Raw genomic sequence first — 19,608 nt, 5'->3', positions numbered from 1 at the left:
TCAGACTCCGCTCAGGACGGGCAGTTCGGCGGGCTCGTCGTCGCGGTCCGGGCCGCGCTTGGCGACCCGCGCCATGAGCACCCAGTCGGCGACCGCGAGCGCGGCGAACAGCAGTGTGAAAGCGATGAAGGAGAACAGGATCTGGCCGGCGGGGACGTCCGCGATCGCGTCCGCGGTGCGCAGCTTCCCCCAGACCAGCCACGGCTGACGGCCGATTTCGCGCACCAGCCAGCCCAGGATCGCCGCGGCGAACGGCAGCGGGATCGCCGCGACCATCAGGTAGTGCAGGAACCGCGCCTTCGTGAGCCAGTTCCGCACCAGCAGCAGCGCGCCCAGCAAGGCGCAGAGGAGCATGACGAACCCGAGCATGATCATCATGCCCAGCGGCAGGCCGACCCCACCGGACTTCAGCTTGTCCGGCTGGTACTTCGCGAGCTCGCCGAACTGCGCGAAACCCTGGTTCACCACCAGGATCGCCCCGATCAGCGACGCGACCACGCCGATCCGCATCGACCGCCGGAAGAACTCGACCTCGGCCGTGCGCTTGAGGAAGTGCCAGGCGCTGACGCCGGTGACGAAGAACCCGCCGGTCAGGACCGCGGCGCCGATGACGTGCGGCAGCGACGCGGCCAGCGCCGGGTTGCCGAACAGCGCGCCGAAGCCGTCGAGCCGCAGGGTGCCGTTCTCGACCCGGCTGCCGACCGGGTTCTGCAGGAACGAGTTGGCCAGCATGATGAACAGCGCCGACGCGTACGCGGTGAGCGTGACCAGCCAGATCAGCGTCAGGTGGAGCCACCGCGGCATGCGCCCGAAGCCGAAGATCCACAGGCCCAGGAACGTCGACTCGAGGAAGAACGCGACGAGCGTCTCGATGGCCAGCGGGGCGCCGAAGACGTCACCCGCGAAGGCGGACAGCCCGGTCCAGGTCAGCCCGAACTGGAACTCCATCACGATGCCGGTGACGATCCCCAGCGCGTAGTTGATCACGTACAGGCGGCCCCAGAACCGCGTCATCCGCAGGAGCTCGGGCTTGCCGCCGAGCGTCCAGCGCGTCTGCATCACGGCCACCAGCGTGACCAGCCCCAGCGTGAGCAGCACGAACAGGAAGTGCAGCGATGTCGTCGTCGCGAACTGGAGCCTCGCGACCGGAAGAGCATTCATGTAGACAGGCTACACATAGACTGCCTACATGTAGCCAGTCGACGTGTAGACTGCGTACCCATGAAGGCGGACACCTTGCGGGGGCACCTCGACGCGTTGCTGCTGGCCGTGCTCGACGGCCGCAAGCTGCACGGCTACGCGATCATCGAAGCGCTGCAGCTGCGCAGCGACGGCGCGCTCGACCTGCCGACCGGCACCGTCTACCCGGCGCTGCGCCGGCTCGAGCGGGCCGGCTGGCTGGCCAGCGAATGGGACGTCGTGTCCGGCCGCAAGCGCCGCACCTACCGCCTCACCCGCTCCGGGCAGCAGGCGCTGGCCGCCGAGCGCGCGGAGTGGCGGGAGTTCACCACCGTCATCGGGGGAGTGCTGAACGCATGATCGAGGAGTACCTGGGGGATCTCGACCGCAGGCTGCACGGCTGCGGGAAGTTCAAGGCCGACCTGCTGGAAGAGGCCCGCGACGGCCTGCACGACGCCGCCGACGCCTACCGCGCGGGCGGCTGGAGCGACGAGGACGCCGAGCGTCGCGCGGTCGCCGACTTCGGCCCGGCGGCCGTCGTCGCCCGCGGCTACCAGGCCGAGCTGGGCATGCTCAGCGGCGTCCGCACGCTGTGGAAGCTCGTCATCGGCGTCCCGTTGATGCAGGTTGCGTGGGACTACGCCCGGATCCTCACCTTCGGCGAGTGGACGAAGCTCTCGACGCCGACCCCGGAGTGGTACAAGGTCGTCGCGCACGCCGCGCACGGCGCCGTGTTCGTGGTGCCGGTCATCGGCCTGGTCGCGCTGTTCGGCATCCGCTGGCTGAGCCGCCGGCTGGACGGTACCGGCCTGGCCCGGTTCTGCGGCATCCTCATCGCGCTCGCGGTCGGCGTCAACCTCGCTTCCGTCGGGATGCTGATCGGCGCGACCGGGTTCGTGGACGTCTCGCGGCTGTTCCTGAGCGTGCCGTGCGTGCTCCTGATGGTCGCGTGGGTGCTGCTTTCGGTCCGGCTCGTCGTGCTCGCGAGACGATCCTGGGGTGGGTATGCCACGATCGTCGCGTGACGACCGCGCTGATCTACCTCGTAGTCATGCTGCTGGTGGCCGCCGTGGTGTTCCTGCTGGCCGCCGTGGTGTTCGGCCGGGGTGAGGAACTGGCCCCGCTGCCTCCCGGCAGCTCGCCGACGCGGCTGCCCGCCGAGGACATCACCGGCGACGACCTGGCCGACGTCCGCTTCCAGCTGGTGCTGCGCGGCTACAAGATGTCCGAAGTGGACTGGGTGATGCGGCGGCTCGGCGCCGAGCTCGACGGGCTGCGCGCCCGGGTCGCCGAGCTGGAGCAGCGCGAACGCGAGCGGGAAAGCTCGTCCGAAGGCGCACAGTGACGGACCTGATCCTCTCGGTCGACGTCGGCGCGCCCGCCGGGACGACCTGGCTCGCGCTGACCGACTGGACCCGCCAGGGCGAGTGGATGCTCGGCACCGAGGTCGAGGTGACCGCGGGCAACGGCCGCAGCGTCGGGTCGCGGCTGTCGGCGTTCACGGGCGTCGCGGGGATCGGCTTCACCGACACCATGGAGATCACCAGCTGGGAGCCGCCGGTGCGGTGCGCGGTCCGCCACCTCGGCAGCTTCGTGCAGGGGACGGGCGTGTTCCAGGTGGTGCCGAAGGGCGCGACGCGCTCGACGTTCGTCTGGGCCGAGCACCTGCGGCTACCGTTCGGTCCGCTGGGCAGGCTGGGCTGGCCGCTGGTGCGGCCGGCGTTCGCGCTGGGGGTGCGCCAGTCGCTGCGGCGGTTCGCGCGGTTCGCGGAGAACTATTCGGTGGGTGGGGATGAGTGAGCTTCTCGGCGCCGACGGCGTCGCGCGGTGCAGCTGGGGCAATTCGACCCCGGACTACGTGGACTACCACGACAAGGAGTGGGGCGTGCCGCTCCACGGCCAGGACGAGCTGTACGAGCGGCTGTGCCTCGAGTCGTTCCAGTCCGGCCTGTCGTGGATCACGATCCTGCGCAAGCGCGAGGGCTTCCGGAAGGCGTTCAAGCGGTTCAAGCCGGAGAAGGTGGCGAAGTTCGGCGACGCCGACGTCGAGCGGCTGATGCAGGACGCCTCGATCGTGCGGAACCGGGCGAAGATCCTGGCCGCGATCAGGAACGCGCAGGCGATCGCCGCGCTGGACGTGCCGCTGGACGACCTGCTGTGGTCGTTCGCGCCCTCGTCTCATCGGCGTCCGAAGACGATGGCCGACGTCCCGGCCATCACCGATGAGTCCAAGGCGATGGCGAAGGAACTGAAGAAGCGCGGCTTCGTCTTCCTCGGCCCGACGACGTGCTACGCGCTGATGCAGGCCACCGGCATGGTCGACGACCACGTCGAAGGCTGCTTCCGGGCGAGCTGAGCCCGGAAGCAGCCTTCGCTCACTTGCCCTGGAAGGCCGGCTTGCGCTTGCCGACGAAGGCCTCGACGGCCTCGGTGTGGTCGGCGGTCGCGCCGAGCGCGGTTTGGGCGGCGTCCTCGGCTTCGAGCGCCTCGTCGAACGTCGACTGCGCGGCGAGGTTCAGCACGCTCTTGATCTTGGCGTAGGCCACGGTCGGCCCGTTCGCGAGCTTCGCCGCGACCTGCTGGGCGCGGGACGGCAGCTCCTCGTCCGGCACGACCTCGCCGACCAGGCCCAGCCGCAGCGCCTCGGCCGCGTCGACGGTCCGAGCCAGCAGCATCAGCTCGGCGGCCCGGCCGTAGCCGACCAGCCGCTGCAGCGTCCACGACGCGCCCGAGTCCGGGCCGAGCCCGACGTTGGCGAACGCCATGAGGAACGACGACGACTCGGCGGCGATCCGCAGGTCGCTCGCGTAGGCGAAGGCGGCCCCGGCCCCGGCGGCGGTGCCGTTGATCGCCGCGATGACCGGCTTCGGCATCCCGACGATCGCCCTGACGATCGGGTTGTAGTGCTCTTTCACGGTCTGTAGCGGGGCCGGGTCACCCGCCTGGAGCAGGCCCACGTGCTCCTTGAGGTCCTGGCCGGCGCAGAACGCCTTGCCGGAGCCGGTGAGCACGACCGCGCGGACTCCCTTGTCGTCCGCCGCCTCGCGCAGCGCCGCGAGCAGTGCTTCCTTCAGCTCCACGGTCAGCGAGTTGTACGCCTGCGGCCGGTTGAGGGTGAGGGTGCGCACCCCGTCGGCGTCGGCGGCCAGCAGGACGTCGGATGTGGTCACGTCTTCTCCTTGCGCGGATCCATCGGTCGCCCGCCAGTCTTTCACTTCGCGCGAGCCGCATACCAGCACCGATACGGCGGCAAAAGATCCCCTCCGCTGATGCGCCCGGCCGCTGATGAGGGACAATGGACACCAGACCCGGCTGGCTTTCACGCGAGCGCGACCCGGGCGCGCCGGTTGAGACGGAGGGAGCACGCTATGGCGGCCATGAAGCCCCGGACCGGAGATGGTCCCCTCGAAGTGACTAAGGAGGGGCGGGGCCTCGTGATGCGCGTACCGCTCGAGGGTGGTGGGCGACTCGTCGTCGAGCTCTCCGCGGAAGAAGCGAAGGACCTCGGCGCCGCACTGGCGGAGGTCACCGGCTAGCCGAACCCCCTCGATCCGTCCTTCCGTCGCACCCCGGTCTCCCTTCGGAGGCCGGGGTCGCGGTTCCTCTGCGCCCGAAGGTTGCTCACTGTGCGTAATCCGCTACCCCCCGTTCCGACGAGCCTGCTCGACATCGAGGTCGCGGGCGACCTCCGCCGCGGCGCCCCGACGGCCCGGCTGGTGACCGCGCCGGCCGACGACGTCGAGTCCGAGCCGCTGGAGATCGGCGGTGTCCGGATCACCGGCAAGGCGGGCGACGTGCAGACGGTCCCGGACGACGGCGCCCGCTGGGTCGCGGGTCTCGGCGACGGCGAGCCGAAGCAGTACCGCAAGGCGGGCGCGGCGCTGGTCCGGGCGGTGAACGCGGCGCTGGCCGATGACGTCGACCACGGCGGGAAGGCGTTCCGCGCGGTGCAGCTGGTGCTGCCCGAGGAGGCGGCCGCCGAGCACGTGACGGAGCTGGCGCTGGGACTGCTCCTGGGCGGGTACCGGTTCAAGGTGACCGGCGAGGATCCTTCGCCGTCCGTGCGGACGGTCCGGCTGGTGACCGGCGACACGGCGTTCGGCGACGTCGTCTCGCGTGCTTCCGCGCTGGCCGCCGCGACCGCGCTGACCCGCGACCTGGCGAACATGCCGTCCAACGTGAAGACGCCGGCGTGGCTGGCGGACACCGCCGCCCGGGTGGCCGGTCCGCGCGTCGAGGTGACGGTCCGGGACGAGAAGTGGCTGGCGGCACAGGGTTTCGGCGGCGTGCTGGCGGTCGGCGGCGGCTCGGCGCGGCCGCCGCGGCTGGTCGAGCTGGCGTACCGGCCCCAGGGCGCTTCCCGGCATCTGCTGCTGGTGGGCAAGGGCATCACGTTCGACACGGGCGGCCTGTCGATCAAGCCGGCCGACGGCATGCACCTGATGCGCACGGACATGGCGGGCGGCGCGGCGGTGATCGCGGCGATCCGCGCGATCGCGTCGCTGGGCCTGCCGGTGCGGGTGACGGCGCTGGTGCCGTGCGCGGAGAACCACGTCTCGGGATCGTCGTACCGGCCGGGCGACATCGTCCGCCACTACGGCGGCAAGACGACCGAGGTCGGCAACACCGACGCCGAGGGCCGGATGGTCCTGGCGGACGCACTGGCGTACGGAATCCGCCGGTTTTCCCCGGACTACGTGGTCGACGCGGCAACGCTGACGGGCGCGATGAAGGTCTCGCTGGGGCTGCGCACGGGCGGCCTGTTCGCCTCGGACTCGTCGCTGGCGGCGTCGGTGATCGAGGCGGGCGCCCGGGTGGGCGAGAAGTGGTGGCGGATGCCGCTGGTGGAGGACTACGCGGAGAACGTCCGCGGCGAGTTCGGCGACGTCCGCCAGACCCCGGGCGGCCCGGGCGGCATCACGGCGGCGTTGTTCCTGCGGGAGTTCACGTCGGGCCTGCCGTGGGCCCACCTGGACATCGCCGGCCCGGCGCGGTCGGAGAAGATCTACGACGAGGTGGTCCCCGGGGCGACGGGCTTCGCGGCCCGCACCTTGGTGGAGCTGGCGGCCTCCCTGGCCTGACTTCGGCCGGTCGTGGCCAGGACGTGGTCGCGGAAGCCCGTCACCGCCGGGGTCATCGGCTCGTCCGCCCGCCAGACCAGCCCGATCGTCCGGTACGGCCGCGGCGAGAGCGGCACCTCCGCCACTCCCGCCGGGCTGCCGGGGCCGAACCGCGGCAGCAACGCCACCCCGAGCCCCGCCGCCACCAAGCCCCGTACCGTGTCCGATTCCTGTCCCTCGAACGCGATTTTCGGCGTGAAACCCGCCGCCGCGCAGAGTTCGTCCGTCAGCGTCCGGACTCCGTAGCCCTGCTCCAGCAGCACGAACTCCTCCGACGCCAGCTCCGCCACCCGTACCGAGCGCCGTCCCGCCAAGTGGTGGCCGGCCGGGACCGACAGCAGGATCTCCTCGTCCACCAGGCCCGCCGAGACCAGCGACGGCACCGACGGCAGCGGGGCCAGCAAGGCCAGGTCCAGCTCGCCGTCCGTCAGCCGGTCGACCATCTCCTGCCGCGACCCCTGGACCAGCGTGAACCGCACCCGTGGGTACCGCGCCCGGTACCCCGCCAGCAGCGACGGCACCAGTGACCGCCCGAGCAGGTGCAGGAATCCCAGCACCACGTGCCCCGACTCGGGCGCCACCTCCTCCCGCGCCAGCCGGACGCCCGTCTCGAGCGCCGCCAGACCGCGTTCGGCCGCCTCCGCCAGCAGCTCCGCCGCCCGGGTCAGGCGGATGCCGCGGCCGTCCGGCACCGTCAGTGGCGCGCCCAGCGCGTCCGCCAGCGCCGCCAGCCGCCGGCTCACCGTCGGCTGCGGGACGCCCAGCAGCTCGGCCGCGCGTGTGATGTTCCTCGTCTTCCGCAGCGCCGCCAGCAGCGGCAGGTGTGGCGCGACCTGCGCCGACAGCGAGTCATACGTCACGGCATGAATCATGTCAAGTCAACGCATTGGACGTATTGGTTAGCCCTACTTACTTTCAGGACGTGACCTCCACGCGCCGAGTCAAGACCGCCGTCGCCGCGGCCGGGATCTCCTCCTTCGCCCTGCTCTACGCGCCGCAGCCGGTGCTGCCGCAGCTCGCCGCGCAGTACCACCTCGACCCCGGCGGGGCCGCGCTCGCCGTCAGCGTCGCGACCGGCGCGCTCGCCGTCGCCGTCCTGCCGATCGCCGCCCTGTCCGAAGTCGTCGGACGCCGCCCGGTGATCCTCACGTCGGTGATCGCGTCGGTCGTTTTCGGCCTGCTCCTGCCGCTGATGCCGACGTACCCGGCGCTGCTCGTCCTGCGTGCGCTGCAGGGGGCCGCGATCGCCGGCTTCCCGGGCGTCGCGGCCGCCTACCTGGCCGAACGGCTCGGGCGCGCGGGGGTCGCGGCCGCCGTCGGCGCGATGATCGCGGGCAACACGATCGGTGGCATGCTCGGCCGGCTGGCCAGCGGGTTCACCGCGGGGCCGCTCGGCTGGCGCGGCGCGCTGTTCGTCGTCGCGGGCGTGGGCGCGGTGTGCTCGGCGATCACCGTCGTGACGCTGCCGCCGAGCCCGCGGCCGCGCGGTGACGCCCGGCTGCGCGCCGTGGCCCGTGGGCTCGTCACCGCGGTGAGCAAGCCGGTGCTGCTGGCCCAGTACGCCGTCGCGCTGCTCGCGATGGGCTCGTTCGTCGCGCTCTACAACGCCGCCGGCTTCCGCCTGACCGGCGACCCGCTGGACCTTTCCCCGGCGGTCGCGTCGCTGGTGTTCCTCGCCTACGCGACGGGCTCGGTGTCGTCGGCCGCGGCCGGACGGCTGGTCGCGCGGGTCGGCCGCCGCCGTGCGCTGATCGGCGCCCTGCTGCTGACGGCGGTCGGCGCGGCGCTGACGCTGCCGGACTCGCTGCCCGCGGTGATCGCCGGTTTCCTGGTACTGACCTGCGCGTTCTTCGCGGCCCACGCGGTCGCGAACGGCTGGGCGGCCGCGGACGCGCCGGAGGACGCGCGCGGCCAGGTCGGCGGCACGTACACGGCGACGTACTACCTGGGCAGCAGCGTCGGCGGCGCGGCGGGCGCGTGGGTCTACGGGCACGCGGGCTGGCCGTGGCTGATCGCGGTGGTCGCGGTCTGGCTGCTGCTCGCGGCGGCGGCGGTCGGCGCCGCGACGACGACGCGGGTGCGGCGCCGGGAGCTCGTCGCCGGCTGACTCAGATGGCGGCGGCCACCAGCAGCCCGCCGCCGACCGGGAGCAGGGCCGGGACCAGCCGGTCGTCCTCGCGGAACGCGCGCGCCACCTCGCGCAGCGCCAGCGTCTCCGGGTCACGGTGGGACGGGTCGATCACCCGCCCGCCGGCCAGCACGTTGTGGAACGCGATGATCCCGCCGCGCCGCAGCAGCGACACGCCCAGCTCGTAGCAGCCGGGGTACTCGATGTGCGCGGAGTCGACGAACACCAGGTCGTAGCCGCCCGGGGTGAGCCGCTGCAGCACGTCCAGCGCGCGGCCGATGATCAGCCGCGTCCGGCCGGGCGGGTAGCCGGCCTCGCGGAACGTCGCGCGCGCCGCCCGCTGGTACTCCGGCTCGACGTCGATCGAGGTCAGGACGCCGTCGGGGGCCATGCCGCGCAGCAGGCACAGCCCGCTCACCCCCGCGCCCGTGCCGACCTCGACGACGGCCTTCGCGCACAGCGTCGCGGCCAGGAAGCGCAGGGTGGCGCCCGCCCCGGCGCTCAGCGGGTGGCAGCCCAGGTCCTCGGCCCGTGCCCGGGCCGCGGCCAGCACCTCGTCGTCGGGCAGGTACCCGTCGACGAACCCGGAATCGGCCGGTGCGGCCGCAGGGGTGGGCGTGTTCACGCACGGAGGTTAGCGTTGGTTGTCGATAAATCCGCGCAGGCTCCCTGGTAAGCACCCGGCGAGATGTTCTCAGGCAGTTCTCAGTCCAGTCTCACTAGAACCATAAGGAGCCAGGACAGACTCGATCGCGAACACGGGAACACCGTGCCGACGACCCGCGTTGGGTGGAGCAGACAGGAGAAACGCAGATGGAGGTGCCTGCTCCCGCGATGCAGAACGCCGTTGCCGACGACGCCGTCGTGGCTCAGCCCGTGACCCTGGACGAGGCGGCCTGGACGCCGCCGTCCTGGGACGAGGTCGTGCGCGAGCACGGCGACCGCGTGTACCGGCTCGCCTACCGCCTGACCGGCAACACGCACGACGCCGAGGACCTGACGCAGGAGACCTTCATCCGGGTCTTCCGCTCGCTGGCGTCGTACAAGCCGGGCACGTTCGAGGGCTGGCTGCACCGGATCACCACCAACCTGTTCCTGGACATGGCCCGCCGCCGCTCGCGAGTGCGGATGGAAGGCCTGCCGGAGGACACCGACCGGATCGTGGGCGACGACCCGAGCCCCGAGCAGGTCTACTCGGACACCCACCTGGACCCGGACCTGCAGGCGGCGCTCGACGAGCTGCCCCCGGAGTTCCGCGCCGCGGTGGTGCTGTGCGACGTGGAAGGGCTCTCGTACGAGGAGATCGGCGCGACGCTCGGGGTCAAGCTGGGCACGGTGCGCAGCCGGATCCACCGTGGGCGTCAGGCGCTGCGCGCTTCGCTGGAGCGCCGGCGCGCCTACGCACCGGAGTCTGTGAAGGTGTCGGTATGACCGCACCGCGAGGCTGGGGACTCCCCGAGTCGCACTTGCTGCCGGACGCCGTGGTGGCGTTCGTCGACGGGGAGCTGTCACACGGCGCCCGCGAGCGCGCGGCGTCGCACATCACGCGTTGCCAGGCGTGCGCGGCGGAGGTGCGCGCGCAGCGCCAGGCGATGGAGGCGATCCGCCGCGCGGCGGCGCCCTCGATGTCGGCGGGGTTCCTGGCGAGCCTGCAGTCGATCCCGGAGCACACGGAGCTCCCGAGCGCCCCGGACAACCTGGCGGTGACGGCCGACGGCCAGCTGGTGGCGATCCAGCGCCCGGAGCGGGTGGCGGGCCTGCTGGGCGGCGTGGCCCCGTTGGGATCAGCGGCCCCGCTGGGCCAGTCGGAAAACCTCCTGGGCGGCGGCCGCTTCAAGCGCCGAGCGGCCCAGGGCGCGGGTGTGGTGGTCTCGGGCCTGGTGCTGAGCGCGCTGGCACTGGTGGGAACGAGCGCGGACAGCGGCGACGGTTCCCCGGAAACGGGCGGAGGAGCCCCGCAGCCGGCGAACCTGCTGCCGGCCCAGATGGCGGTACCCCAGCAGCAGGCACCGACGACAACGCTGCCGACGACGACCAAGGCCGAGGCGGCCGTTCCGGTGGCTATCCGCTGAGGGCTTTTTGTGAGCCGCCGCGAGGGTGCCTCGTGGCGGCCTTTCGGCGGGTGGCGCGGTGAAGGCTGAGGTCGCCCGGTCTCGTCGCGCGGTGTGGCTCCCGCGCGAGGTCTGCGCGGGCGCTTCGATGTGACTTGCGCCTTGCCCGGGCTGGCCTGGAAGGGGACCGCCGGGTGGCTCGAGGCTGATCAGGAGCGGTGCGCCTGGCGCGTTTGCTTGGCTCCGGTTTGGCCGGGAGCACTCTGCCGGGCCTGGTCCGGCTGGCTCCGGTGGCTGGGAGCGGTGCCTGTCCCGTTTGCCTAGCGCCCGTGTGGTGGGAAGCGGTCTGCCGGGACCGGATCACCTGGCTCCCGCGCGGTCCGGAGCGGCTCTACCTGGGATCCAGCCGTGTCCCGGATGCTGCCGTGTCCCGGATGCTGCCGTGTCCCGGATGCTGCCGTGTCCCGGATGCTGCCGTGTCCCGGATGCTGCCGTGTCCCGGATGCTGCCGTGTCCCGGATGCTGCCGTGTCCCGGATCCAGCCGTGTCCCGGATCCAGCCGTGTCCCGGATCCAGCCGTGTCCCGGATCCAGCCCGGATCCAGCCCTGCCCGGATCCAGCCCTGCCCGGATCCAGCCCTGCCCGGATCCAGCCCTGCCCGGATCCAGCCCCCGCCCTCCCTGGGGGGCGTGCCCTTGTCCAGCTTATCGGCAGCCACCGACGAAACTCGCCGGAAGCGGCCCGGACCCGGCGGTTTGTCCACATTGCCCCGTGCCTGTGCACAAGTACCCAAGCAACAGCCATTTCACCAGTGGACCGGCAGACTCGGAGCACTGGGCTTGGGTATCGTCACGCCCAGCCACCTGATCTTCTGCACCGGGGAATGATGACCGAGCCGAACGTGAATCCCGAGCAGCCCGGCGCGCGTGATGCCGACCGGCTGGGTCCGCGGCCGCTCGCGCGGCCGGCCGTCGATCCCGCCCAGGCCGCCGTGTTCGGCAGGCCGCAGGGCGTCGACGGGGCGTTCGACAAGCTCTACACCCCGCAGAAGTCCAACGGCGTCAGCCTCGCCCCGCCCGCGCCCGAGTCGCTCGCCGAAGCCTTCCGGCGGCCGCCGGGCGCCGAGGGTGTCCTGCTCGAACGGCCTCGCGAGGCCACCGGCGACCCGAAAGAACCCGATCCGCCGCTGTGGCACAGCACCAGCGATCCCTGGCGCGACCCGGGCGCCGGCGCCGTCCTCGCCGGGCCCGCCGTACCCCCCGAAGACGAGGAAAAGCCCGCCCAACGCCCACCCGGCGCGCTGCTCAGCCTGCCCGAAGTCCTCTTCGGCCGCCGCGTGCAGCCGAAGGCTCTCGTGCTTCTCGGCGTCGTTGCGCTGCTCATCGGCGCCGCCGGTGGGCTCGTCGGCTGGTGGATGGCCGACACCGGCGGCGCGCTCACCGGCTCCGCCACCATCTCCGAAGCCGAGGCCGGCAAGGAACGGCCCGCCGGCTCCGTCGCCGACATCGCCAAGCGCGTCGCGCCCGCCGTCGTCTCGCTCGAGGTCTTCAAGCCCGGCGCCGACTCCGGCGAGCAGGGCTCCGGCGTCATGATCGACCCGCAGGGCTACATCCTCACCAACGAGCACGTCATCTCCTCCGCCAGCGCCGACCCGGGCGTCAAGATCACCGCCATCTTCATCGACGGCACCCGCACCGAGGCCAAGCTCGTCGGCGCCGACCAGAAGACCGACCTCGCCGTCGTGAAGGTCAACGTCACCAACCCGACCGTCCTGCAGGTCGGCAAGTCCTCGGACCTGCAGGTCGGCGACACCGTGATGGCCATCGGCTCGCCGCTCGCGCTGCAGAACTCCGTGACCGCCGGCATCGTCAGCGCGCTGAACCGCCCGATCACCGCGGGCGGCGACAATGGGGCACCGCCCGTCACCTACGAGGCGATCCAGACCGACGCCGCGATCAACCACGGCAACTCGGGCGGCGCGCTCGTCGACTCCACCGGCGCGCTGGTCGGGATCAACTCCTCGATCCGCTCGTCGGGCGCGGACGGCGGCAGCATCGGCATCGGCTTCGCCATCCCCAGCGATTACGCGGTCAAGATCGCGAAGGCGCTGATCAAGGACGGCAAGGTCCAGCACGCCGACATCGGCATCAACGCGTCGTCGACGGTCGCCGGCTCGACCACGATGGGCGCCCAGGTGAAGAACGTCGCCCCCGGCGGGCCGGCCGCGAACGCGGGCATCAAGGAAGGCGACGTCATCACGAAGATCGGCGGCCGCCTGGTGCGCGACTCGGCCGAGATGACGGTCGCGGTGCGCGCGCACGACGTCGGCGAGGTCGTCCCCGTGCAGCTGGTCCGCGACGGCGCCAGCTTCGTCGTCGACGTAACCCTGGCTTCCGACTGAGTTCCCGCGTTCGGCCTGCCGGAGCGCGGGGGCGGGCGGGTACCCTGGCCGGGTAGGTTCCGAGCGGAGGTAGACGGTGTTCGACAGTGTCGGATGGGGGGAAATCCTCGTCCTCATCATCGCCGGTCTCTTCATCCTCGGCCCGGAACGCCTGCCGGAGGCGGCATCCTGGTTAGCGAAGACGGTGCGCAAGGTCCGCGAGTTCGCGACCGGCGCGCGGGAACAGCTGCGCGAGGAGATGGGCCCGGAGTTCGAGCAGCTCCGCAAGCCACTGGAGGACCTGCGCGGGCTGCGCAACTTCGACCCGAAGCGGGTGGTGACGCAGCACCTGTTCGACGGCGATCCGGACCCGCTCGGCCTGAAGGGCATCACGAACGGCACCCCGAACCTGTCCGGCACCAACGGGACCAATGGTTCGAACGGCTACACGGTCGCCCAGCCGAACTCGGCGCCGGAACCGCTCAAGCCGGGCGAGCGCCCGCCCATCGACCCGGACGCCACGTAGCTCAGCCGGTTACCCACAGCCCGGCCGTGATGTGGACAAGTCGGCCGGGCTGCGCGCTTCCCGGACTTTTCCTCGGTGGGCGCCGATAGACTGGACAAGGGCACGCCCCCCAGGGAGGGTGGGGGTGTTTTCGGGTGGGGGATTGGGCCGCTCACCGGCCCGCGGCGGCACATGCGGGCCGGGGACTGACGGGGTATGACGCGCGGCAGCCGGTGAACAGCGGTCAATCCTGTCGGCGGCTCCACACCGTGGCCTTCGGCAGATCAGCCCGGCTCACTGGCCAACCCGGCGACGAGGGCCGCTGGCCTGACCGGTCAACCTGGCCTCGGCGGCCCGTCAGCCTCACTGGCCAACTTGCGTCCAGCGGTCAACCGGGTTCATCGGCCAACCCGGCGACGAGGGCCGCTGGTCTGACCGGTCAACCTGGCCTCAGCGGCCCGCCAGCCTCACCGGTCAACTCGCGTCCAGCGGTCAACCGGGTTCACCGGCCAACCCGGCGACGAGGGCCGCCAGCCTGACCGGTCAACCTGGCCTCAGCGGCCCGCCAGCCTCACCGGCCAACCCGCGCCCAGCGGCCAACCGGGCTCACCGGTCAACTCGCGTCCAGCGGCCAACCGGGCTCACCGGCCCAGTCCAGCCTCAGCGGCCCGCCGGCGTCACGTTCAGCATCATCCCGGCCAGGCCGCGCGCCCGGACCGACAGCTTCTTCGCTGCCTCCTTCAGCACCAGTGAAGCCGGTGCCTCCGGGTCCGACAGCACGATCGGTGTGCCCGCGTCACCCTGGGACACCACCCGCGGGTCCATCGGGACCTGGCCCAGCAGCGGCACCTCGGACCCGATCGACTTCGACAGCGACGAAGCCACCGTCTGGCCGCCGCCCGATCCGAACAGCTCCAGACGCGATCCGTCCGGCTGCTCCAGCCACGACATGTTCTCGATGACGCCCGCCACCCGCTGGCGCGTCTGCAGCGCGATCGCGCCCGCTCGCTCGGCCACCTCTGCCGCTGCCTGCTGAGGCGTTGTCACCACCAGGATCTCCGCGTTCGGGATCAGCTGGGCCACCGAAATCGCGATGTCGCCCGTGCCCGGGGGCAGGTCCAGCAGCAGGATGTCCAGGTCGCCCCAGAACACGTCCGCCAGGAACTGCTGCAGCGCCCGGTGCAGCATCGGGCCGCGCCACACCACCGGGGTGTTGCCCGGGGTGAACATGCCGATCGAGATCACCTTCACGCCGTGCGCCTGCGGCGGCATGATCATCGTGTCGACCTTCGTCGGCTTCTCGCGCGCGCCCAGCATGCGGGGGATCGAGTGGCCGTAGATGTCCGCGTCCACGACCCCCACCGACAGCCCGCGCGCCGCCATCGCCGCCGCCAGGTTCACCGTCACCGACGACTTGCCCACGCCGCCCTTGCCCGACGCCACGCAGTACACCCGCGTCATCGAGCCCGGCTGCGCGAACGGGATCACCGGCTCCGCCGCGTCGCCGCGCAGGGACTTCCGCAGCTCCGTGCGCTGCTCGTCGCTCATCACGTCCAGCTCGACCCGCACGTCCGTCACACCCGGCAGCTTCGAAACCGCCGCCTGCGTGTCCGACGTCAGCGTCGCCTTCAGCGGGCAGCCCGCCACCGTCAGGTAGATCCCGACCGTGACCACGCCGTCCGGCGCCACCGCCACGTCCTTGACCATGCCCAGGTCCGTGATGGGTTTCCGGATCTCCGGATCTTGCACGCTCTTCAGCGCGCTGCGGACGTCGTCGACGCTGGGGAGCTGCTGCGTACTGGTCACCCCGTCCATGTTACGAGCCGGTAGGAGTGCGTGGCTTCCTGGGCTTCACGTCCAGGTCCTCCCGCAGCCGGTCCAGCTCGCTGCGCAGGTAGTCGCGCGTCGCCACCTCGCCGATCGCCAGCCGCAGCGCCGCCAGCTCCCTGGCCAGGTACTCCGTGTCGGCCTTCGTCTGCGCCGCCCGGTTGCGGTCCTCGTCCAGGGAGACGCGGTCGCGGTCGTCCTGCCGGTTCTGCGCCAGCAGGATCAGCGGCGCCGCGTACGCCGCCTGCGTCGAAAAAGCCAGGTTGAGCAGGATGAACGGGTACGGGTCCCAGCGCAGCGACACCGCCGTGAGGTTCAGCACGATCCACACGACGACGATCAGCGTCTGCCAGAACAGGTACTTGCCCGTGCCGAGGAACCGCGCCAGCCGCTCGGACAGCCGGCCGAACGTGTCCGGGTCGATGTTCAGCCTGAACCGGTTCTGGCCGCGGGGCTGGTCGAGCCGCCGTCCCGAAGTCAGCTCAGGCACGGTCTTCCTCCAAGGTGTCGTGCAGCCCGGTTTCGCGCCAGTCCTCCGGCAGCAGGTGGTCGAGGACGTCGTCGACGGTCACCGCGCCGATCAGGTGGTCCTCGGTGTCGACGACCGGCCCGCAGGTCAGGTTGTAGGCCGCGAAGTACCGCGTGACCTCGGCCAGCGAGGCGCCCGGTTTCAGCGGCGGCAGCCCGGTGTCCACCGCGCCGGCCACCAGCTCCGCCGGCGGCTCCCGCAGCAGCCGCTGGAAGTGGACGACACCGACGTAGCGCCCGGTCGGCGTCGCGGTCGGGGGCCGGCAGACGAACACCATGCTGGCCAGCGCCGGCGGCAGCTCGGCGTTGCGGATGTGGGCCAGCGCCTCGGCGATCGTCGTGTCCGGCGTGAGCACCACCGGCTCCGGCGTCATCAGGCCGCCCGCGGTGTCGGAGGAGTACTCCAGCAGCCGCTTCACCGGCGCCGACTCCTCCGGCTCCATCAGCTCCAGCAGACGGCTCTGGTCGGCCGGGGCCAGCTCGGCCAGCAGGTCGGCCGCGTCGTCGGGGTTCATCGCCTCGAGGACGTCGGCCGCGCGCTCCTCGGCCAGGTAGGCGAGCAGCTCCTTCTGGTCGTCGTCGGGCAGCTCTTCGATGACGTCGGCGAGGCGCTCGTCGTCCATCGCGTCGGCGACCTCGTGCCGCCGCTTGAGCGGCAGGTCGCGCACGGTCGCGGCGATGTCGGCCGGGCGCATCGTGTCGAACAGCATCAGCAGCTGCCCGGCGCCCTGGGGCTGGCCGGTGAGGTCGGTCAGGCCCAGCCCGGCCACGTCGGACCACGGCAGCACCTGCATCGCCGAGCGACGGCGGCCCAGCCCGAGCCGCCGCTCGCGGATGGCGAGCTTGGCCAGCACCCAGTCCCGGGTGCGGGTCGGCTCCATCCCGGCGTCGACGACGGTGATCCGGGTCCCCGTGCCGGCCAGCGTGGCGTGCGCGTCGAGCAGCTGGCCGAGCACCAGGACCTCGTTGGGGCGCTGGTTGAACTGGCGCATGTTGACCGAGCCGGTCGCGAGGGTCACGGCGGTCGGCTCGATGGAGGTGACGCGCAACATCGGCACGAACACCCGCCGCCGCGTGGACAGCTCGACGACCAGGCCGAGGATCCGTGGCGGCTGCGCGTCGAGACGCAGCCCGGCGACCAGGTCGCGGACCCGGCCGATGGACTCGCCGTCCGGGCCGAAAACCGGCAACCCGGACAGCTGAGCTGCGAAAACCCTGTTGACCGCGGCCATGCCGCTGACACTATCGGCTGGCCGCCCAGGGGGCGATGTCCGCCACCGTGAGGAAGGCCGGGTCGTCGCTGTCCGCGCCGGCCGCCACCTGTTCTTCGAGCATCCAGATCCAGTTCTGCACGGCGCGCACGAGGGTCCAGGCCCGCGCCTTTTCGGCGTCCAGCTCCTGTGCCGCGACGACCAGCGCGAACCGTTCGTCCAGTGTGGACTCCGTGAAGCGGTTCCAGAACAACGGGATGACGCCCCACTCGAGGTCTCCGGCCAGTGGCTTCGGGTCGATGACCAGCCACGGCTCGCGCGTGCCCGCCAGGACGTTCTCGAAGTGCAGGTCCTCGTTCACCAGCAGTTCATCCGCGGACGGCCCCAGCTCGCGGCAGATCGCGACGGCGTCGTCGACCAGCCGCCGGTCGAACGGCCCGCCGAGCTCGGCCCAGCGGCGGGGGAGTTCCTCGGTCAGCCGCGCCGCTTCGGTGCGCAGCCGTCGCCGCATCGACGCCGGTGCGGGAACGGCCAGCCGTCGCGCCAGCTCGCCGATGAGCGGTATCGCCGAGCGCAGCGGGAGGTCGTCGAGCGTGCGGCCAGGGTCGAGGCGTTCGAGCAGCAGGACGCCGTCGTCCGGCGCGGACTCCAGCAGCAGCACCGCACCGCGACCGGCCCATGTGGACAGTGCGAGCGGCTCGTCGGCGGACTCTTCGTCGCGCCAGCCGAGCTTCAGCACCACCGGCGTGCCGTCGGCGAGCCGGGCGGGCTGCACCACGCCGACGTAGCCGTGCATGGCCTCGCCCTCGAACGTCAGGTCCCACTTCCGGGCGTACCCGGCGGCGAGCTCCGGCAGGAGGGCCAGCCACGGGACGGCCGCCGGCCCGAGCACGCGCGGGGCTCGTTCGGCGAACAGCGCCGGCACGCGGAGGTCGTTCACCACCCCAGCATGGCGACGGCGTCCAGCGCTTTTCCCGCTGGTCCACGCGGGCGTACGCTGGGATTTCACGGGAAACACCAACCCGGGGAGCTGCCATGCTGGTGGAGATCCTCAGCGCCGTCGTCGTCGCGGGTGGAGCCTGGCTCGCGTCCAGCGTGCGCGTCGTGAAGCAGTACGAACGCGGGCTGATCTTCCGGTTCGGGCGGGTGCGGTCGCGGGTGCGGGAGCCCGGGCTGGCGGTGCTCGTGCCGTTCGTGGACCGGCTCCAGAAGGTCAACATGCAGATCGTCACCATGCCGGTGCCCGCCCAGGACGGCATCACCCGCGACAACGTCACCGTCCGGGTCGACGCGGTCGTGTACTTCAAGGTCATCGACCCGGTCGTCGCGGCGGTCAACGTCCAGGACTACCGCTCGGCCGTCGGCCAGGTGGCCCAGACGTCGCTGCGCTCGATCATCGGCAAGAGCGACCTCGACGACCTGCTCTCCAACCGCGAGCGCCTCAACGAAGGCCTGGAGCTGATGATCGACAGCCCGGCGCTGGACTGGGGCATCCACATCGACCGCGTCGAGATCAAGGACGTCGCGCTGCCGGAGGCGATGAAGCGCTCGATGTCGCGGCAGGCCGAGGCGGAGCGGGAACGACGCGCGCGCGTCATCTCCGCCGACGGTGAGCTGCAGGCGTCGCACAAGCTCGCGCAGGCCGCGGCGACCATGGCCGACACCCCCTCGGCGCTGCAGCTGCGGCTGCTGGAGACCGTCGTGCAGGTGTCGTCGGAGAAGAACTCGACGCTGGTGCTGCCGTTCCCGGTGGAGCTGCTGCGGTTCCTCGACGCGCAGACGCCGAAACCCGCGCCGCCGGAGCCGGTCGCCGCGGAGGAGCCGAAGCCGGAGGTCAACGGCCACGCGACGCCGTCGCCGCGCAGCCCCGGTGACGCGGTCCTGCCCGCCGACTAGTCGAGCTGGCCGTTGACGCCCAGGATGATCAGGGTGGTGAAGAAGCCGGCCCACAACGCGACGACGACGTAACCGACGATGACGGCGGCCGTGGCCATCCCGCGGCCGCCCGCTTCGCCGCGGTTGGTCTTGCTCAGCGCGATGTGGCCCATGACGAGTCCGGCGACCGCCGTGATACCGGAGCAGAAGCCGAGGATGGAGCAGACCAGCGCGCCGATCGCGAGCGCGTTGTCCTGCCGCTGCGGTGGCGGCACGGGCGGGTACGGCTGGACGTAGGGCGCGGTGTACGGCCGGCCGTACGCGGGCGGGTACTGGTAGGCGGGCTGGTAGGTCGGCTGGCCCGGCGGAGCGTACGGGGTGCCGGGGATGTGCGCGGCCGGGGTTTCGAACGCGCCCGGCGGCAGCGCGCCCGGCTGCGGCACGCCCGGGGTGTCGGCGACGGCCGGGCCGGTCGTGCTCGCGGTGGTGGTGTCGGCGAAGGCGGGGCCGGTGGTGCCCGTGTCGGCGACGGTGGTGCCGGCGCCGGTCGTGTCGGTGGTGCTCGTGCTCGCGGCGGCGGTGGTGGTGTCGGCGCCGGTCGTGCCGGGGGTGCCCGTGTCGGCGGCGCTGGTGTCCGCGGCGCCCGCGACGGTCGTGTCCGCGATCGTGGCGTCGGCGGCCGGCGGGTCGTAGTTCTCCGGCGTGTACGGCGCCGGTTCCGCGGACGGCGGCGGGTCGTACGACACGGTCGGATCGGTGGCCGGACGGTCCTTGTCCCCGGACGGGTCGGTCATGGCGGGTCCC

Annotated in this window: 22 protein-coding genes; 13 read left to right on the top strand and 9 right to left on the bottom strand. The window is 72.1% G+C overall.

What is annotated here, in order from left to right:
- Window positions 1-1,161, bottom strand: coding sequence for a cytochrome ubiquinol oxidase subunit I (locus BT341_RS43300; protein ID WP_072474465.1), 1,161 nt, complete (start codon window positions 1,159-1,161; stop codon window positions 1-3).
- A gap of 60 nt (window positions 1,162-1,221) precedes the next feature.
- On the opposite strand from BT341_RS43300, the gene BT341_RS43295 reads away from it, so the two are divergent.
- The 5 genes from BT341_RS43295 to BT341_RS43275 are packed head-to-tail and all read left to right on the top strand — an operon-like array spanning window position 1,222 to window position 3,535.
- On the top strand, window positions 1,222-1,539 hold the full coding sequence (locus BT341_RS43295) for a helix-turn-helix transcriptional regulator (protein WP_072474464.1): 318 nt from the start codon (window positions 1,222-1,224) through the stop codon (window positions 1,537-1,539).
- Window positions 1,536-2,204, top strand: a complete 669-nt coding sequence (locus BT341_RS43290; protein ID WP_072481717.1) for a permease prefix domain 1-containing protein — start codon at window positions 1,536-1,538, stop codon at window positions 2,202-2,204. Before BT341_RS43295 ends, BT341_RS43290 begins: the two co-directional genes overlap by 4 nt.
- On the top strand, window positions 2,201-2,524 hold the full coding sequence (locus BT341_RS43285; RefSeq protein ID WP_072481716.1) for a DivIVA domain-containing protein: 324 nt from the start codon (window positions 2,201-2,203) through the stop codon (window positions 2,522-2,524). Before BT341_RS43290 ends, BT341_RS43285 begins: the two co-directional genes overlap by 4 nt.
- Window positions 2,521-2,979 (top strand): SRPBCC family protein, encoded by a 459-nt coding sequence (locus BT341_RS43280; RefSeq protein WP_072481715.1) that lies wholly within the window; start codon window positions 2,521-2,523, stop codon window positions 2,977-2,979. Before BT341_RS43285 ends, BT341_RS43280 begins: the two co-directional genes overlap by 4 nt.
- Window positions 2,972-3,535, top strand: coding sequence for a DNA-3-methyladenine glycosylase I (locus BT341_RS43275; RefSeq protein WP_072481714.1), 564 nt, complete (start codon window positions 2,972-2,974; stop codon window positions 3,533-3,535). The genes BT341_RS43280 and BT341_RS43275 overlap by 8 nt, the downstream gene beginning before the upstream one ends.
- A gap of 19 nt (window positions 3,536-3,554) precedes the next feature.
- Here the strand turns inward: BT341_RS43275 and BT341_RS43270 are convergent, their stop codons facing one another.
- On the bottom strand, window positions 3,555-4,349 hold the full coding sequence (locus BT341_RS43270; protein WP_072481713.1) for an enoyl-CoA hydratase-related protein: 795 nt from the start codon (window positions 4,347-4,349) through the stop codon (window positions 3,555-3,557).
- A 198-nt stretch (window positions 4,350-4,547) separates the two neighbouring features.
- On the opposite strand from BT341_RS43270, the gene BT341_RS43265 reads away from it, so the two are divergent.
- Both BT341_RS43265 and BT341_RS43260 read left to right on the top strand, forming a co-directional pair.
- On the top strand, window positions 4,548-4,715 hold the full coding sequence (locus tag BT341_RS43265; RefSeq protein WP_013222969.1) for a DUF3117 domain-containing protein: 168 nt from the start codon (window positions 4,548-4,550) through the stop codon (window positions 4,713-4,715).
- Window positions 4,716-4,805: 90 nt separating this feature from the next.
- Window positions 4,806-6,260 (top strand): leucyl aminopeptidase family protein, encoded by a 1,455-nt coding sequence (locus BT341_RS43260; RefSeq protein WP_072481712.1) that lies wholly within the window; start codon window positions 4,806-4,808, stop codon window positions 6,258-6,260.
- On the opposite strand, the gene BT341_RS43255 is transcribed toward BT341_RS43260, so the two are convergent.
- Window positions 6,185-7,171 carry a LysR family transcriptional regulator gene (locus tag BT341_RS43255; protein ID WP_425426460.1) on the bottom strand — a complete coding sequence of 329 codons (987 nt, stop codon included), beginning with the start codon at window positions 7,169-7,171 and terminating at the stop codon, window positions 6,185-6,187. The two genes, BT341_RS43260 and BT341_RS43255, sit on opposite strands and share 76 nt — an antisense overlap.
- Window positions 7,172-7,221: 50 nt before the next feature.
- Here BT341_RS43255 and BT341_RS43250 point away from each other — a divergent pair, with 50 nt between their 5' ends.
- Entirely contained in the window at window positions 7,222-8,406 is a 1,185-nt protein-coding gene (locus tag BT341_RS43250) for an MFS transporter (RefSeq protein WP_072481710.1), read from the top strand.
- A gap of 1 nt (window position 8,407) precedes the next feature.
- Here the strand turns inward: BT341_RS43250 and BT341_RS43245 are convergent, their stop codons facing one another.
- Window positions 8,408-9,052: an O-methyltransferase gene (locus BT341_RS43245; RefSeq protein WP_072481709.1), complete on the bottom strand. Its 645-nt coding sequence runs from the start codon at window positions 9,050-9,052 to the stop codon at window positions 8,408-8,410.
- Window positions 9,053-9,240: 188 nt separating this feature from the next.
- On the opposite strand from BT341_RS43245, the gene sigE reads away from it, so the two are divergent.
- The 4 genes from sigE to tatB all read left to right on the top strand — a co-directional run bounded on the left by sigE (window position 9,241) and on the right by tatB (window position 13,384).
- Entirely contained in the window at window positions 9,241-9,858 is a 618-nt protein-coding gene (gene sigE / locus BT341_RS43240) for an RNA polymerase sigma factor SigE (RefSeq protein ID WP_072481708.1), read from the top strand.
- Window positions 9,855-10,499: an anti-sigma factor family protein gene (locus BT341_RS43235; RefSeq protein ID WP_072481707.1), complete on the top strand. Its 645-nt coding sequence runs from the start codon at window positions 9,855-9,857 to the stop codon at window positions 10,497-10,499. Before sigE ends, BT341_RS43235 begins: the two co-directional genes overlap by 4 nt.
- Before the next feature lie 862 nt (window positions 10,500-11,361).
- Entirely contained in the window at window positions 11,362-12,879 is a 1,518-nt protein-coding gene (locus BT341_RS43230; protein WP_072481706.1) for a trypsin-like peptidase domain-containing protein, read from the top strand.
- Between the two features lie 76 nt (window positions 12,880-12,955).
- Window positions 12,956-13,384, top strand: coding sequence for a Sec-independent protein translocase protein TatB (gene tatB / locus BT341_RS43225; protein ID WP_072481705.1), 429 nt, complete (start codon window positions 12,956-12,958; stop codon window positions 13,382-13,384).
- Window positions 13,385-14,023: 639 nt separating this feature from the next.
- On the opposite strand, the gene BT341_RS43220 is transcribed toward tatB, so the two are convergent.
- The 4 genes from BT341_RS43220 to BT341_RS43205 are packed head-to-tail and all read right to left on the bottom strand — an operon-like array spanning window position 14,024 to window position 17,872.
- Window positions 14,024-15,169, bottom strand: coding sequence for an Mrp/NBP35 family ATP-binding protein (locus BT341_RS43220; protein WP_072482501.1), 1,146 nt, complete (start codon window positions 15,167-15,169; stop codon window positions 14,024-14,026).
- A gap of 10 nt (window positions 15,170-15,179) precedes the next feature.
- Complete coding sequence (locus BT341_RS43215) at window positions 15,180-15,680, bottom strand: DUF1003 domain-containing protein (RefSeq protein WP_072481704.1); 501 nt, start codon at window positions 15,678-15,680, stop codon at window positions 15,180-15,182.
- Window positions 15,673-16,950, bottom strand: coding sequence for a magnesium transporter MgtE N-terminal domain-containing protein (locus BT341_RS43210; RefSeq protein ID WP_072481703.1), 1,278 nt, complete (start codon window positions 16,948-16,950; stop codon window positions 15,673-15,675). Before BT341_RS43210 ends, BT341_RS43215 begins: the two co-directional genes overlap by 8 nt.
- Window positions 16,951-16,960: 10 nt before the next feature.
- Window positions 16,961-17,872 carry an aminoglycoside phosphotransferase family protein gene (locus BT341_RS43205; protein ID WP_072481702.1) on the bottom strand — a complete coding sequence of 304 codons (912 nt, stop codon included), beginning with the start codon at window positions 17,870-17,872 and terminating at the stop codon, window positions 16,961-16,963.
- Between the two features lie 92 nt (window positions 17,873-17,964).
- Between BT341_RS43205 and BT341_RS43200 the strand changes: the two genes are divergently transcribed.
- Window positions 17,965-18,825 (top strand): slipin family protein, encoded by an 861-nt coding sequence (locus BT341_RS43200; RefSeq protein WP_072481701.1) that lies wholly within the window; start codon window positions 17,965-17,967, stop codon window positions 18,823-18,825.
- On the opposite strand, the gene BT341_RS47590 is transcribed toward BT341_RS43200, so the two are convergent.
- The gene (locus BT341_RS47590; RefSeq protein WP_072481700.1) at window positions 18,822-19,598 is read right to left on the bottom strand and encodes a DUF4190 domain-containing protein; all 777 of its coding nucleotides are present in this window, start codon (window positions 19,596-19,598) and stop codon (window positions 18,822-18,824) included. The genes BT341_RS43200 and BT341_RS47590 overlap by 4 nt on opposite strands.
- Window positions 19,599-19,608: the final 10 nt, after the last annotated feature.

Source organism: Amycolatopsis australiensis (assembly GCF_900119165.1).
Classification (GTDB): domain Bacteria; phylum Actinomycetota; class Actinomycetes; order Mycobacteriales; family Pseudonocardiaceae; genus Amycolatopsis; species Amycolatopsis australiensis.
Note: the sequence above shows the minus strand (reverse complement) of the source record. Positions and strands in the feature narration are given on the sequence as shown.

What these genes read in the sequence shown, in the direction of transcription:
- BT341_RS43300 (WP_072474465.1), bottom strand. Translation starts at nt 1,161, where the DNA reads ATGAATGCTCTTCCGGTCGCGAGGCTCCAGTTCGCGACGACGACATCG.
- BT341_RS43295 (WP_072474464.1), top strand. Translation starts at nt 1,222, where the DNA reads ATGAAGGCGGACACCTTGCGGGGGCACCTCGACGCGTTGCTGCTGGCC.
- BT341_RS43290 (WP_072481717.1), top strand. Translation starts at nt 1,536, where the DNA reads ATGATCGAGGAGTACCTGGGGGATCTCGACCGCAGGCTGCACGGCTGC.
- BT341_RS43275 (WP_072481714.1), top strand. Translation starts at nt 2,972, where the DNA reads ATGAGTGAGCTTCTCGGCGCCGACGGCGTCGCGCGGTGCAGCTGGGGC.
- BT341_RS43265 (WP_013222969.1), top strand. Translation starts at nt 4,548, where the DNA reads ATGGCGGCCATGAAGCCCCGGACCGGAGATGGTCCCCTCGAAGTGACT.
- BT341_RS43255 (WP_425426460.1), bottom strand. Translation starts at nt 7,171, where the DNA reads ATGATTCATGCCGTGACGTATGACTCGCTGTCGGCGCAGGTCGCGCCA.
- sigE (WP_072481708.1), top strand. Translation starts at nt 9,241, where the DNA reads ATGGAGGTGCCTGCTCCCGCGATGCAGAACGCCGTTGCCGACGACGCC.
- BT341_RS43235 (WP_072481707.1), top strand. Translation starts at nt 9,855, where the DNA reads ATGACCGCACCGCGAGGCTGGGGACTCCCCGAGTCGCACTTGCTGCCG.
- BT341_RS43230 (WP_072481706.1), top strand. Translation starts at nt 11,362, where the DNA reads ATGATGACCGAGCCGAACGTGAATCCCGAGCAGCCCGGCGCGCGTGAT.
- BT341_RS43210 (WP_072481703.1), bottom strand. Translation starts at nt 16,950, where the DNA reads ATGGCCGCGGTCAACAGGGTTTTCGCAGCTCAGCTGTCCGGGTTGCCG.
- BT341_RS43200 (WP_072481701.1), top strand. Translation starts at nt 17,965, where the DNA reads ATGCTGGTGGAGATCCTCAGCGCCGTCGTCGTCGCGGGTGGAGCCTGG.
- BT341_RS47590 (WP_072481700.1), bottom strand. Translation starts at nt 19,598, where the DNA reads ATGACCGACCCGTCCGGGGACAAGGACCGTCCGGCCACCGATCCGACC.